The 13,883-nt window shown below is 73.5% G+C and carries 10 protein-coding genes and 1 pseudogene; 6 read left to right on the top strand and 5 right to left on the bottom strand.

Going from position 1 to position 13,883, the window contains the following annotated elements:
- Positions 1 to 360 (top strand): annotated as a pseudogene (locus tag L0B03_RS06340) (hypothetical protein); the annotation flags it as partial.
- Entirely contained in the window at positions 357 to 1,829 is a 1,473-nt protein-coding gene (locus L0B03_RS06335) for a hypothetical protein (RefSeq protein ID WP_250444932.1), read from the top strand. The pseudogene L0B03_RS06340 and the gene L0B03_RS06335, both read left to right, overlap by 4 nt.
- Before the next feature lie 37 nt (positions 1,830 to 1,866).
- On the opposite strand, the gene L0B03_RS06330 is transcribed toward L0B03_RS06335, so the two are convergent.
- Genes L0B03_RS06330 through L0B03_RS06320 form a run of 3 tightly spaced genes read right to left on the bottom strand, consistent with a single transcriptional unit; the run spans position 1,867 to position 4,987 of the window.
- Positions 1,867 to 2,835 (bottom strand): glycosyltransferase family 2 protein, encoded by a 969-nt coding sequence (locus tag L0B03_RS06330; RefSeq protein WP_250444930.1) that lies wholly within the window; start codon positions 2,833 to 2,835, stop codon positions 1,867 to 1,869.
- Complete coding sequence (locus tag L0B03_RS06325) at positions 2,832 to 3,992, bottom strand: glycosyltransferase (RefSeq protein WP_250444928.1); 1,161 nt, start codon at positions 3,990 to 3,992, stop codon at positions 2,832 to 2,834. Before L0B03_RS06325 ends, L0B03_RS06330 begins: the two co-directional genes overlap by 4 nt.
- Positions 3,989 to 4,987 carry a glycosyltransferase gene (locus L0B03_RS06320; protein ID WP_250444926.1) on the bottom strand — a complete coding sequence of 333 codons (999 nt, stop codon included), beginning with the start codon at positions 4,985 to 4,987 and terminating at the stop codon, positions 3,989 to 3,991. The genes L0B03_RS06325 and L0B03_RS06320 overlap by 4 nt, the downstream gene beginning before the upstream one ends.
- A 149-nt stretch (positions 4,988 to 5,136) precedes the next feature.
- On the opposite strand from L0B03_RS06320, the gene L0B03_RS06315 reads away from it, so the two are divergent.
- Positions 5,137 to 6,120 carry a glycosyltransferase gene (locus L0B03_RS06315; RefSeq protein ID WP_250444924.1) on the top strand — a complete coding sequence of 328 codons (984 nt, stop codon included), beginning with the start codon at positions 5,137 to 5,139 and terminating at the stop codon, positions 6,118 to 6,120.
- Between the two features lie 203 nt (positions 6,121 to 6,323).
- Here L0B03_RS06315 and L0B03_RS06310 read toward each other — a convergent pair whose 3' ends face one another.
- Positions 6,324 to 7,787, bottom strand: a complete 1,464-nt coding sequence (locus tag L0B03_RS06310) for a sugar transferase (RefSeq protein WP_250444922.1) — start codon at positions 7,785 to 7,787, stop codon at positions 6,324 to 6,326.
- Between the two features lie 289 nt (positions 7,788 to 8,076).
- Between L0B03_RS06310 and L0B03_RS06305 the strand changes: the two genes are divergently transcribed.
- Complete coding sequence (locus L0B03_RS06305) at positions 8,077 to 9,729, top strand: phospholipase D family protein (protein ID WP_250444920.1); 1,653 nt, start codon at positions 8,077 to 8,079, stop codon at positions 9,727 to 9,729.
- 47 nt (positions 9,730 to 9,776) lie between these two features.
- Here the strand turns inward: L0B03_RS06305 and L0B03_RS06300 are convergent, their stop codons facing one another.
- A complete protein-coding gene (locus tag L0B03_RS06300) occupies positions 9,777 to 10,643 on the bottom strand; it encodes a potassium channel family protein (protein ID WP_250444918.1) in 867 nt (288 codons plus the stop codon).
- Positions 10,644 to 10,731: 88 nt separating this feature from the next.
- On the opposite strand from L0B03_RS06300, the gene L0B03_RS19550 reads away from it, so the two are divergent.
- Positions 10,732 to 13,062 (top strand): bifunctional diguanylate cyclase/phosphodiesterase, encoded by a 2,331-nt coding sequence (locus tag L0B03_RS19550; protein ID WP_250444916.1) that lies wholly within the window; start codon positions 10,732 to 10,734, stop codon positions 13,060 to 13,062.
- A gap of 9 nt (positions 13,063 to 13,071) precedes the next feature.
- On the top strand, positions 13,072 to 13,883 hold an 812-nt coding region (locus tag L0B03_RS06290), incomplete at its 3' end, for an alpha/beta fold hydrolase (protein WP_250444914.1).

The following is a 13,883-nucleotide window of genomic DNA, read 5'->3' as shown; positions in this document are numbered from 1 at the left end:
GCGGCCGAGCGCGAGGCCCAGGGGGCCCAGGCCGTCGTGCTGGCCCTGCCGCGACGGACGAGCATGCGGGCGACCTCGGCCGCCCTGCGTGCCCTCGACGACGTCGGCACCCACGAGGCCGTGGTCGTCGTGACACCCACCGCACGCCGCGGGGGCGCGACGCGTGGCGCAGAGAGCGACGAGACCTCGTCCGGTCCGACGGCGTCCGCGGGCGCCCACGCGGCGCAGAGCCCTGAGCACGACCCGGTGGCGGAGACAGCTGAGCCCGCCGATCCTGCCGCTGCTCTGGTCCCCGAGACGACGCAGCACGACGTCGGCCCGGCACCTGAGGCCCCGGGCGCGAGCACCCCGCGGACGTGAGCGTCGGGCGCGGCACGCAGGAGGCCGACCCGAGCACGGCCTCGGTCCTGTGGAGGGCGGTCCCCGTCCTCCTGCTCGTGGCGGTCGTCGCCGGCGCGACGGCGGCCATCACCCCGCTCGGCCCTCCCGCGGTCGCCGTGGTCGCCGGGATCGCCGTGGCGATCTGGCACCGACCGGTCGTGGCGGCGGTGGTGGTGGCAGCGGTGGTCCCTGCGCTCGCCGGGCTCGGTCGGGGCGTCCTGGTTCCGGGGCTGAAGATCTCCGAGCTGCTCCTGCTCGCCTGTGCCGTCGTGGTGTTCGTCCGGCGGCCTCGCGTGTGGCGGCCTCTCTCCGGGGTGGACCTCGGGCTCGGGGCCTTCGCCGTGGCCGGCCTCGGCTTCGCCGTGCTGCACTACGTCGCCGGGGTGGACGCCGACGCGGACACCCTGCTGCGGTCCGGCCTGCTGCCGGCCTTCCTCTTCGTCACCTGGTGGACGGCCTCACGGTCGATCGAGAGCCGTGGCGACCTCGTCGTCGTGCTGCGCTGGGTCCTGGGCCTGAGCCTGGTGCCTGCCCTGATCGGGCTCGGCCAGTACGTCGAGGTGCCTGGCGTGCGCGAGGCAGTGATGGCCACGGTCGGTGAGGGGCTCATGCCGGCCCCCGGGGAGGCCGACCCCCGGATCACCGGGCCCTTCCCGATCGCGCACTCCTTCGGTGGGTACCTGATCGTCCCGCTCGTCCTCGCCGCCGGCCTGCTGCTGCGGGGCGACCGCACCGTGCTGCGCCGCTGGCAGCTCGTCGTGGTCCTGCTCGTCGACACCGCGGCCATGGTGCTCGCGGTGACGATCACCTTCTTCGCCTGGGTCCCGGTGGCGGTGCTCGTCGTCGGACTGGTCCTGAGGCGGCTGCGGCGGGCGGCGGTGCTCCTCGCCGTGGCCGGGGCCGTGGCAGCCGTGGTGTTCGCGACGGCTCTGGACACCCGGTTCGAGCAGCAGGCGACCCCGGCCACAGGGACGGACGACAGCCTGCTGCCTCAGACCGTCCAGTACCGGATCCTGATCTGGCAGCGCGACTACCTGCCGTTGCTGGGCCGGGCCGCCGCCGTGGGCCTGGGGATCGACACCCCTGACAGCGTGCAGTTCGAGGCCACGGAGAACCAGTACCTGACCCTCGTCCTGCGCGGCGGCGTCGGCCTGCTGCTGTCCGCCGTCCTCGCCCTGACGACCGTGGGCGTTCGCGCCCTGCGGACGGTGCGAGCCACCGAGGGCGCTGAGCGCGCCGCGGCCGCGACGGTGCTGGGCATCCTGGCCTTCCTGCCCTTCGCGGCGATGGTGTGGCCGTACGTCACGAACGCCGGGTTCCCGCAGGCGGTGCTCGGTTTCGCCGGGGCGGCGCTCGCCGTCGAGCACGCCCGGCCCTCCCGGTTCCCGGCGCCGCTCTACGGGGTCCGTGCGGGGCGGGAGCCCGTGCGGCTGACGTCGTCGGGCTGAGGTCCGGGCAGACGGCGTCAGCCGCGCCGCAGGTGCCTCATGCCGTCGGGATGACCTCGCGGATGCCGCGGCGCGTCTCGAAGCGGCGCAGCACCTTGGCGCTGCCCACCTCGACCGCCGTGATCCCGGCCCGGGAGGCCAGCCGCGCCACCGTGAGCAGGACGGCGCTGATGGCCGCCCGCAGCGGGGCGAAGCGGTCCAGGCGCACGACGGCGCGCAGCGGGCCGGGCAGGCCCTGGAGGGTGTCCTCCATGGGGAGCGGGCCGAGCAGCTCGGCGTGCTCGACGTGCACGAGGGCACGCCCGGCCCCCTGACGGCGGGCGTCGCGCAAGAACGCCTCGAGCGGGCGGACGTGCTCGTGGCTCGAGAGCAACGACCTGTCGAAGACGCCGCGCAGGCCCGCGGCCTTGAGCCGCAGGCCGAAGTCGCGGTCGGAGTGGTTGCTCCGGGCGAAGGGACCCGAGTGGTACGGCACGGCGACCAGGTGCTCGCGGCGGACCGAGACGTTGCCGCCCCACAGCCGCAGGAGGACGGTCGTCGGGTCGGCCTCGTAGGTCTGGCAGACCGACTCGTACTCCTGGGCGTACAGATGCGTGGCGAACCGCCCGCGCGCACCCGGCTCGGGGGGGCGGGTCGGCATGTAGCCGAGCACCACGAGGTCGTCGGCCTCCTGGTGCCGCCGGGCGTGCCCGGTGACCAGGCCCGGCGCTGCGACCACGTCGTCGTCCAGCAGGAGGAGGACCTCGCCGACGGCGGCGTCGATGCCGGTCTGCCGCGCGGCGGCGCCCCCGCTGTTCTCGGTCCAGATCGGACGCAGCCGGGGGTGGGTCTCGGCGAGCTGTTCGAGCAGCTCGAGGGACCCGTCCTCGCAGCCGTCCACCACCACGAGGAGCTCGAGCAGGGAGGGGTCCTCGAGCAGGGGCAGCACGACCTCGGTCAGGTTGTCCCGCCGGCGGTAGGTCGGGACGACGACCGAGACGCTGGGCAGGGTGGTCTCGTCGCTCATGCCGCGTGCAGCACCTGACGCATGACGCGGACGAAGGTCTCTCGGCTGAAGGTGGTCCGGGCGTAGCGGCTGATGGCCTCCTCGTCCCAGGTGGCCTCCTCGAACCTGTCCAGGGCAGCGGAGATGTGCGTGGGGGTGGGCTCGGGGAAGAGCACACCGGTCTCGCCCTCGACGACGGTCTCGAGGGCGCCACCGCGGCCCAGGGCGACCACAGGCGTCCCGCAGGCCATGGCCTCGACGGGGACCAGGCCGAAGTCGTCCTCGCTGGGGAACAGCACCGCCCTCGCCGAGCAGTAGGCCTCGGCGATCTCCGCGGTGGACCGCGGCCCGACGAAGCTGACGTTCGGCGGGGCGGTGGCGCGCAGCCGTGCGGCGTCGCGCCCGTCCCCGATGATGATCAGGCGCCGCTCGGGGTGGTCGCGGAAGGACTCGATGAGCGGCTCGACCCGCTTGTACGGCTCGACGATCCGCCCGACCCACACGTAGGTGTCCTCGCGAGGGATGTCCCGCGGGTGGAACTGCGGGTCGTACGGCGGGTGGGCCACGGCGGCGGGCTCGATGCCGTAGAACTGCTCGACGCGCTGCGCGACGGCGTGGCTGTTGGCGACGTAGGCCGAGGCTTCCTGGGCGGCGCGGCGGTCCATCGCGCGCAGCACCCCCATCGCCCCGTTGGCCGCCCCGCGCAGCGGTGCCGGGAGCGAGCTGCTGTACATCTCGGCCCCGCTCCACACCTGGCGCAGCGGGGTGTGGCAGTACACGACCTTCTTGCCGGTGGCCCGCACGTGGTGGGAGAAGGCGTAGGAGGACGCCAGCAGGTTGCCCTCGACCGGGGCCGTGGCCCTGGACAGCAGGGGCATCGCCAGGCTCGCCTGACGGTAGGAGCCCTCGCGGAAGGTCCGCGGGTGGCGGATCGTGATCTCGTCGATGCCCGCGTCCTCGAACATCGTGGCGTCGCCGCCCAGGGAGATGAGCGGGCCGTCCCCGGCGACCTCCTGGCTGAGCAGCGCGGACACGCGCTCGGCGCCGCCGAAGTCGAAGCAGAAGTCGTGCGCGACGGTCCAGTTGCGCGGCATCTCGGGCATCGCCGGGGTGTCAGGGCTACCGGGCGTGACGGGCGTGGTCAGGTCGGTGGCGGGGGCGTCCGGTGTGTAGGTCATCGAGCCTCCTCGTGGTGGCGACGGGCGGTCAGGTCGGCGGGACGGGCGCGGACGCCCGTGGCGAGGAGCAGGTCCTCGAGGCTGAGGTCGTCGACCTCGCGCATGATCGCCAGGCCGCGGCGGTCCGCGACGGTGGCGATCTGCTCCTGGTGGTCGTCCACGTGCTCCTGGTGCGCCGCGCGGCGCGGGACCATGATCGGGATCCGTCCCGCCTCGAGGCAGCGCATGAAGGTGCCGCAGCCCGAGTGCGTGACGACGACGTCGGCCCGGGCGATCTCGGCGCGGAACTCCTCGTCCGAGAGCATCGGGCGGGCGTCGATCGGCAGGTCGGAGACGTCGGTCACCCCGGTCTGCCAGACGACCTCGGTCTCCGGCGGGAGGATCGCGAGCATCCGCTCGACCAGGCGACGGAACTGCCAGGGGCGCGTCGTCCCGAGGGTGACGAACACCCGGCCGGGGGGGCGAGGGGTGCCGCCGTCCTCCACCTCGAAGGAGTCCAGGAGGCTGCGGTCGTACTGCCAGCGTCCCGTGGCGTTCTCGGGATACTGGGTGAAGACGGGGACCCACGGGACCCGCTCGAGCACCCTGCCCGCGAGTGACGGCTGGTCCGAGCGCGCGAGGCTCTCGATGTAGCGCGGGCGGGCACCGACCAGGCGGGCCGCCGGGAGGGCCGCGAGGGCCAGCGCGGCGCCGGTGCTGTAGACCGTGTCGACGTGGTGACGTCGCATCGCCGCGAGGACCTGGGGCGTGCGACCCAGGACCGTGTGCCACTGGCGGGCGTGGATCGGCGGGATGTATGCCACGTTGCGTCCCTCGAGCATGCTCTCGCTCTGGGGGGTGCGGTGGGTGATCCACAGCGCGTCCTCGTGGCGGTCAGGCTCCAGCACGGGGGCCATGAGGTACAGCTGGACCAGATGGCCGCCCGTGGTCGCGACGAAGGCGGGGACATGAGGTGCCGAGGACTCGGGCGCGGGTGTGGCGTCAGTGGTCGGCATTGGTCCAGCCTCGCCCGGGTGGCAGGGGGCGGCAACTGGGAAACACGACGTTCACACGGCCTTTGCCTCCCCAGGGTGATCTCGACCCAAAAGCCGGTTTTGTCGCTTCCCACATGGTGGGCGGAGCCGTGCGCTGCGACGATGCCAAGATGCCTTCTACGCACCGACCACCCGTCGTCCACGTCACCTGGCAGCGCCACGCCGGGCGCGCGACCGAGATCGCCGAGGCCCTCGGAGGCAGCCCGGTCCACATCTTCTTCCCTGCCCTGACCCGTCGTCCTCTGGTCCCGCTGCGCCACCTGCTGAGCATCGCGGCGACCTCGATGGCCCTGGTGCGGCTGCGGCCGCGCACGGTGATCGTGACCAACCCGCCGGTCTTCCCGGGGCTGGTGGTCGCCGCGTACGCGGCTGCCACCGGGTCACGCTTCCTGCTCGACAGCCACCCGAGCTCCTTCGGCGTCAAGGGCAACGTGGTGAGCAAGCGGCTCCTCGGGGTGACGCGCTGGCTGGCGCGCCGGTCCGCCGGGGTCATGGTGACGGTCGACCACTACGTCGAGATGGTCGAGTCCTGGGGGGCGCGCGGCCTGGTCGTGCACGAGGCTCCGCCGGCGTGGCAGCTCGGTCCCCCCGAGCGTGGTGCGCGTCCCCGGGTGCTCTTCGTCGGCGTCTTCTCGGGCGACGAGCCGGTGCACGAGGTCGTCGAGGCGGCTCGCGCGCTGCCCGAGGTCGACGTCGCGATCACCGGTGACCTGAACCGGCGGCCTGCGGGGCTCGCGGAGGGCGCCCCGGAGAACGTCGAGTTCGTCGGGTTCCTCGGCCCGCGGGACTACCTCGACGAGGTGTCCCGCGCCGACGTCCTGGTCTCGTTGACCACCGAGCCGACGTCGATCATGCGCAGCGCGTACGAGGCGGTCTACGCCCGCCGTCCGCTCGTGGTCTCGGACTGGCCCTCGCTGCGGGAGGTGTTCCCGCACGCCCACCACGCGTCCAACGACGCCGCGTCGATCGCCACGGAGATCCGCGCGGCCCTCGACGACGTCCCTTCGGTCCAGGAGTCGGCGCTGCGTGCGCAGGAGAACCGTTGGCAGGCCCAGCTCGTCGACCTCCGCGCCGCCCTCCGCCTCACCCCCTGACCCTTCCCGCCCACTCGTGTCAGAGGCTCAGGTACCTGGAGGTACCTGAGCCTCTGACACGAGATCGCGTCCGTCTCGTGTCAGAACCTGGCGTACCTGGGGGTACCTGAGGTTCTGACACGAGGCCGGGGTGGGGTGGGACGGCGAGAGGCCCCCGGCACGGCGTGTGTCGGGGGCCTCTCGTGGCGTGGGACCGGGTCGGGTCAGTAGGCGCCGTGGGGCATGACGATGACCTTGATGGTCCGCAGCAGGATCAGCAGGTCGCCGAAAGGCGTCCAGTTCTCCGCGTAGTACAGGTCCAGGCGGACCGACTCGTCCCAGGAGAGCTCGGAACGTCCGCTGACCTGCCACAAGCCCGTGATCCCGGGCTTGACGTAGAGCCTGCGGTGCACGTGGTTCTCGTAGGTGCTGACCTCGTCGGGGAGGTTCGGGCGAGGGCCGACCAGGCTCATCTCGCCGCGGAGCACGTTGAACAGCTGCGGCAGCTCGTCGAGGGAGTAGCGGCGCAGCACGCGGCCGACCGAGGTGACCCGGGGGTCGTCCTTGACCTTGAACAGGGCCCCGTTGCCCTCGTCGAGGTGCTGGAGCTCCTCACGCATCGCGTCCGCCCCGACGCGCATCGACCGGAACTTCCACATCCGGAACGTGTTCCCGTGGAGGCCGACCCGCTCCTGCTTGTAGAAGACGGGCCCGGGGCTCGTCAGGGCGACGACCGCGGCGAGGGCGGCGAGGACGGGGGAGAGGACGATCGTGATGAGGAGTGCCGCGATCCAGTCCGCGACCGACTTCACCAGGTACTTGCCCCCGGTGAACTGCGGCTCGTCCAGGTGCACCAGAGCGGTGCCGTTGACCAGGCTCGTCTGCACCCGGGGACCGGCGACGTCCGCGACGCCCGGGGCGAGGACCAGGTCGATCCCGCTGCCCTCGAGGTCCCAGCCGAGCTGCTTGACGGCCCGCGAGGTGATGACCTCCGAGCCGGTCACCGCGACGGTGTCGGCCCCGGAGCGCTCGGCCGCGTCCACGACCCCGCCCATGCCGGACAGGACGGGGATCCCGGCGACCTCGTCGACCATCGGTGCGCTCTGCGGCACGCAGACCCCGACGACGCGCTGCCCGGTCGCCGGGTTCTTGCTGAGCTCGCGGATGAGGTCGGCCGCCTTCGGCGGCTCGCCGACGACGAGGACCTGGTGCATGCACTCGCCACGCTGACGCTGGCGCACGAGCCACTGGCGCGCGCCGAGCCGCCCGAGGAGCAGCAGGACGACCCCGAGCGGGAAGGCGATCGCGAGGTAGCCGCGGGCCATCTCCAGGCCGAGCAGGAAGGCCACGACGGCGACCAGGGCGAAGAGCTGCCACGAGGCACGGAACACGCGGGCGTACTCGGTGGGCCCCGAGCCGATCTCGCGGTGGTCTCGGCTGCGGGCCAGCTCGAGGGCCGCGAACCACGCCACGGCGAGCACGGCCGACACGGCAAGGTAGGACGGCGCGAACGCACCGGTGACCACGGGCAGCACCCCGGGCGTCTGGTCGAACCGCAGGAGGTAGGCCATCAGCATCGCGACCGAGACGATGACGGCGTCGACGACGGCGAGGGTGTGGACGTACCGGCCCTGCCAGGCCCGGGTGTTCACGCTGTGGCTCTCCCGGCGCTGGGCGGCAGGAGGCATCGAGGGCCCCGTGACGCGCGGGCGCCGCAGGAGCTGAGAGGGGGGAGCGGTCCTCGTCGGTGTTCGGAGCGTGCCGATGGCCATCGCGCCTCCAGGTGGATCGGGGTTGGGCCCGCGACGATGGGGGCTGGTGACCCTGCGCGGTGGTGCTGAGGGCCTCCTCCACTATGTGGGCCTCACCTGGATGGCGCATCCGCAGCAGGTGACGATGGTGTAAACAAGGCGTATCTCTGGGCAGCTCAGCACGGACGGGCGCCGCCGGGTGCCCGACATGTGAGAAATTGGCCGTGTGCGCATCCCCCTGCGGCGCGACGGACTGCGCCTCGCCTCGCCCGCTGCCTTCCCCGTTCGCAAGGCACCTGCCGACGAGGTCGACCATCCCTGGTTCCTGACGGCCGCCGAGCGGGGCAACTCCGCGACGACCCTGCTGCCCTGGACCGAGGGCAACGCGGTACGTGCCCTCGTCCACGGTCGGACCTACTTCCCGGTGCTGGCCGACGTCCTGGAGCGGGTCGGTGAGAGAGACCTCGTCCTGTTCGCCGACTGGCGGGGCGACCCCGACCAGCGGGTCCGTGACGAGGGCCCGACCGTCGCGGAGCTGCTCGCGGGGGCGGTGCGCCGCGGGGCCTCGGTCAAGGGCCTGCTCTGGCGGTCGCACCTGGACCGGCTGCGCTTCTCGGGGGAGCAGAACCGCAACCTCTCCCAGGGCGTCAACGAGCTCGGCGGCGAGGTCCTGCTGGACCAGCGGGTGCGGCCTCTGGGCAGCCACCACCAGAAGTTCGTCGTCGTCCGCCACGGGGGCCGGCGTGAGGACGACGTCGCCTTCCTCGGCGGGATCGACCTGGCCCACAGCCGCCGCGACGACGCCGAGCACGGGGGGGACCCCCAACGGCAGCCCTTCGCCCGCTGGTACGGCTCGAGCCCCGCCTGGCACGACGTCCAGGTCGAGATCCGTGGCCCCGCGGTGCGCGAGGTGGAGGAGGTGTTCCGCGAGCGGTGGCGCGACCCGGCGGCGCTCTCGCGGCTGCCCTGGCACGTGATCCCCGACATGGTGCGTCGGCTCGACCGTGACCCGAGCACCCTGCCGGAGGCGCGCCCGGCCCCGTCAGAGCAGGGCACCTGCGCGGTGCAGCTGCTGCGCACGTACCCCAACCGGTGGCCCGGGTACCCCTTCGCCCCGGACGGGGAGCGCAGCGCGGCCCGTGGTTACGCCAAGGCGATGCGTCGGGCGCGGCGGCTGGTCTACATCGAGGACCAGTACCTGTGGTCCTCGGACGTCGCGCGGGTGTTCGCCGACGCCCTGCGCCGTGAGCCCGAGCTGCACCTCGTGGTCGTCGTCCCCCGCTACCCCGATCAGGACAGCCGCCTCAGCCTGCCCGCCGTGCGGCTCGGGCACGCCCAGGCCCTGGAGATGGTGCACGAGGCGGGTGGGGACCGTGTGCTGGTCCTGGACGTGGAGAACCACGACGGCGAGCCCGTCTACGTGCACGCCAAGATCTGCGTCGTGGACGACGTGTGGGCCACGGTCGGCAGCGACAACTTCAACCGACGTTCCTGGACGCACGACTCCGAGCTCACCGCGGCTGTCCTGGACGACCGGAGGGACCCCCGTGAGCCCCGGGACCCTGCCGGCCTCGGCGACGGTGCCCGGACCTTCGCCCGGGACCTGCGCCTCGAGCTGTGGCGCGAGCACCTGGACCGGCCCGACGACGAGGGGCTGGTCGACCCGGCGGAGGCCCTCGCCGCACTCCGAGGGAGTGCCGAGGCCCTTGACGCCTGGTACGAGGGTGGGCGCCGTGGCCCGCGCCCTCCGGGGCGCCTGCGTCGGCACCCGCTGGAGTACCCGCCCCGGTGGCGTCGGTGGCTCGCCTCGCCGATGTACCGCACGGTCCTCGACCCCGACGGCAGGCCCCCGCGGATGAAGGTGCACCGCCGGCACTGACGTCGTGGGCCCGGGCCCCGGCGCGCGAGCGCGCCGACGCCACCGCCTCAGCTCGACGCAGCCCGTCCGCGCTCGTGCCGGTAGGCCTCGAAGACCGTGCTCCGGTCACCGCCTGCGTGCAGGAACTGGTCGTCGAGGACCTCGGCGAGCCCGTCGAGAGCGGCGGTGAGGACGCGTCCGGCCCACCGGCGCTCGCCGTCCGCGTCGTCCTGGGCCCGGGCGGCGAGCGTGTCCAGCAGGCCCAGGGAGTCGGCCAGCGAGGCCTGGGCCGACGTGTCGTGGAAGTAGTAGCTCTCGTCGTACTGCTCGAGGTCGATCCGCGCGACCGCGACGTCGGCGGCCACGGCTTCGATCACCGAGGCCGGGGGCTCGTCCTGGCTCGAGAGGCCCGCTGCCCCGAGGGCGTGCGCCCGTGCCGCCAGGGCCCGTCGTCGGGTGACCGCCGGGTGCACCTGACCGATCCACGCGACGGCGGCGGTGAGGAGCGCGAACCCGATGAGGGCCTGCAGGGGTGCCGCGAGCAGCAACCACCCCGTGTCGGGCACGACGTCGCCGTAGCCGAGGGTGGCGAGGGTGACCAGGGACAGGTAGAGGGCCTCGGCCCACAGGCCGCGCTCGACGGGGTCGACGCCCGACCCGTGCACGAAACCGTCGGGTACGGCCGGCAGGTAGATCAGCGCCCAGCCGACGGTGACCAGGACCGTCCACGCGAGGATCACCGCGAGCATCGCCGCCGGCCCGATCACGGGCCGCAGCACCCCCCGGAGCGCGGGACGGTCGCCGACCCACCACACGGCGTGCATGATCAGTGCGCCCACCGCCCCCGAGCCCGCGGGCCGCCACAGGGTGTGGAAGACGTCGCGCAGGGTGACCAGCACCAGGAGGGATCCGAGGACGGTGAGGATGACGGGCACCGCCTCATCCTGACCGCTCGTCCGGCAGGACGCCCGCCGGAGACATCTCGGGCCTCAGGTCGGGCGCCCCGGTGCCGATAGTCAGGGGGTGACCTCTCCAGGGAGCCGCGTGTGGCTCTGGTACCTCGGCCTCGGCGTCCTCGCCATGTCCGTAGAGCTCGCCCTGCCCGGAGGGCTCACGCGCGACCTGCTGTACGTGGCCCTCGGTGCGAGCGCCGTCGTCGCTACGCTGGTGGGCGTCCGGATGCACCGGCCGTGCCGACCCCTGGCCTGGTACCTCATGGCGGCGGGGGTCGCCGCGTGGGTGCTCGGCGACGTGCTGTGGACGGTCTTCGACCACGTCCTGGACGTCGACCCGTTCCCGTCGGCGGCGGACGGCTTCTACCTCGCGGGCTACCCCCTGCTCGCGGCCGGGCTGTTCTACCTCTCCCGCCGAGCGCTGGCGGGGCGCAACCTCGCGGCCGTGGTGGACGCGCTGATCGTCGGGACGGGCCTGACCCTCGTGCTGTGGGTGGTGTTCATCCAGCCCACCTGGACCGATGCCGCGGGGGACCTGCTGACCCGCCTGGTGGGGATCGCCTACCCGGTCGGTGACGTGGTCCTCATCACCCAGCTCGTGCACATGGGGGCGAGCACCCTGGTCCGTACCAAGGCGCTGCGGCTGCTGGGCTGGGCCTTCCTCCTGGTGCTGGCGGCGGACCTGCTCTTCCAGGCCACCGCCTACGTACCGGTGATCGAGACCAACGCCTTGTGGCTCGACGCCGGCTGGATCACCGCGTACCTGCTGTGGGGCGCGGCCGCGCTGCACCCCTCGATGGGCGCGCGGATGGAGGTCTCGGGGGCCGACCGGCACGGCGGGACCAACCGCATGCTCCTGCTGGCCCTCGCGGTGCTCCTGCTCCCGCTGACCCTCCTCACCGAGAACGCCCTGGGCCTGCCCGAGCACATCGTCGAGGTCGGGGTCGCGGCGGTGATCATCGTGGGACTCGTGGCCCTGCGGACGATCGGCCTGGTCCGTCGGCTGCGCGAGCAGGCCGCCGACCTCGAGATGCTCGCCGACACGGACTTCGTCACGGGTGTCGAGAACCCCCGGCGGGTCTCCGAGCGGGTCGCAGGGCTCCTCGCGGGTCCGCCGCCTGTCCCGGTCGCCCTGCTCGCGGTCTCCCTGGACCGGTTCGCGGAGATCAACGAGACCTTGGGTGCGCGGTCGGGGGACGAGATCCTGCGGGCTGTGGCCCGTCGCCTCGAGGAGGTCGTCGGGGACCGTGGCACGGTGGGCCGGGTCACCGGTGGCGCCTTCGGCATCGTGGTGCCGAGGTTGTCCGCCGAGGCCGAGGCGGACCGGTTCGCGGGGGAGATCCGTGCAGCCTTCGCGACCCCGTTCGCGGTCGCCGAGGTGACGGTCTCGGTCGACGTGACGATCGGCATCGCCCTGGGGCCCGCCGACGGGGCCAGCGCCGAGGAGCTCCACCAGCGGGTGGACACGGCATTGTCGGCCGCGGCGGAGCGTCCCGAGCGCATCGCGCGCTACGCCCAGCGGATGGACGCCGCCTGGACGCACGCGCCCCAGCTGATGGCCGAGCTCGAGCAGGCGCTCGCGGCGGGGGACGTGGTGGTGCACTACCAGCCCCAGGTCGAGGTCCTCACCGGGCGGGTGCTCGGCGTCGAGGCGCTCGTGCGCTGGCAGCACCCGGTGCACGGGACCATCCCGCCGGTGGCCTTCGTGCCTGCGGCCGAGCGCACGGGCCTCATCCGCCTGCTGACGCTCTACGTCCTGGACCGCAGCCTCGCCCAGTGCGCGGCGTGGCGCGAGGACGGCATCAACCTGACCGTCGCGGTGAACCTGTCGGTCCGCAACCTCCTGGACCCCGGGTTCGTCGCCGCGGTGCGGGGAGCCCTCGGGCGCCATCACCTCCCTGCCAGCTGCCTCGAGCTCGAGATCACCGAGACCATGTCGATGGTCGACCCGGTCCGCTCGCTCGAGGTCCTCACCGACCTCGACCGCCTCGGGGTCGCCCTGTCGGTGGACGACTACGGGACCGGGCACAGCTCGCTGGCCTACCTCCAGCGCCTGCCGCTGCGACGGCTCAAGATCGACCGGTCCTTCGTCATGGGCGTCGTGGACGACGTGGCGAGCGCCGCGATCGTCCGTTCCACGATCGAGCTCGCCCGGCACCTCGGGTTGAGCGTGGTGGCGGAGGGGGTCGAGGACGACGCGACCCTGCTCGCCCTGGCTGAGATGCGCTGCTTCGCCGCGCAGGGCTTCGGCCTGGCCCGCCCCGCGCCCGCCGAGCAGATCCCGGGGCTCGTGGCGGGGATCGAGGCGCGGGTGCCGACGGTGCTGGGCATCGGGGTCCCGCAGCCGCCGCTCCCGCGGGACCGCCCGGCTCGCACTGCTGTGAGGCCCGGCGGCCCGTAGGTTTCCCCCATGCCCTCCTCGACCCGCACGGTGCGCGCCGGGGACCACGCCGTGGTCGTCGAGGAGTGGGACGCGGCGCGGGGGTCCGCGGGGACCACCGTGGTGCTGGTGCACGGGATCGGCGTCTCGCACCGGTACTTCGGGCCGTTGGCCCGCGTCCTGGCCGCGGAGTCGGTGCGGGTGCTGGCCCCGGACCTGCCGGGCTTCGGCCGCAGCCCACGACCCTCCCGGCTCTTCGCGGTCGAGGACCACGCGAGGCTCCTCGCCGTGGTGCTCGAGGAGCTCGACGTCCCGACCCGCGGACCCGTGGTCCTGCTCGGCCACTCGATGGGGTGCCAGGTAACCACCGAGCTGGCCCTCCGCCGCCCGGACCTCGTCGACCGTCTGGTCCTCGTGGGCCCCGTCGCAGATCCCTCCGCCCGGTCGGCCACCCGACAGGCCTGGCGCCTGCTGCGAGACGCCCCGCACGAGCCGTGCTCCGCGAACTCGATCATGCTGAGCGACTGGCTCCGCACGGGGCCCCGCTGGTACGCCGGGACCCTGCCGACGCTGCTCGACTACCCGCTCGAGGACCGCCTGCCCGAGGTCGACGCCCCGGTCACCCTGGTCCGGGGCGAGCACGACCCGGTCTGCCCGGCGCCGTACCTGACAGGACTCGCCGAGCAGGTGCGGCGAGCCTCAGGTGCCCCGGTCCCCGTGGTCGAGGTGCCGGGGGAGGGCCACATCGCGATGCACCGGCACCCCGCCCTGGTCGCCGCGCTGTGCCTGCCGGGGCTGGCCGTCGCGGAGCGGCGCACGCCGCGGCGGGCCTCGCAGCTCGC

Source organism: Actinotalea sp. C106, from assembly GCF_023630195.1.
Taxonomy (GTDB): domain Bacteria; phylum Actinomycetota; class Actinomycetes; order Actinomycetales; family Cellulomonadaceae; genus Actinotalea.
The sequence above is the reverse complement of the archived record's forward strand: the minus strand, read 5'-3'. Positions and strand labels throughout refer to the sequence as shown.

Bases quoted from the DNA above. Each gene is read 5' to 3' on its own strand.
- L0B03_RS06310 (WP_250444922.1), bottom strand. From the start codon at position 7,787: ATGCCTCCTGCCGCCCAGCGCCGGGAGAGCCACAGCGTGAACACCCGG.
- L0B03_RS06320 (WP_250444926.1), bottom strand. From the start codon at position 4,987: ATGCCGACCACTGACGCCACACCCGCGCCCGAGTCCTCGGCACCTCAT.
- L0B03_RS06315 (WP_250444924.1), top strand. From the start codon at position 5,137: ATGCCTTCTACGCACCGACCACCCGTCGTCCACGTCACCTGGCAGCGC.
- L0B03_RS06325 (WP_250444928.1), bottom strand. From the start codon at position 3,992: ATGACCTACACACCGGACGCCCCCGCCACCGACCTGACCACGCCCGTC.
- L0B03_RS06330 (WP_250444930.1), bottom strand. From the start codon at position 2,835: ATGAGCGACGAGACCACCCTGCCCAGCGTCTCGGTCGTCGTCCCGACC.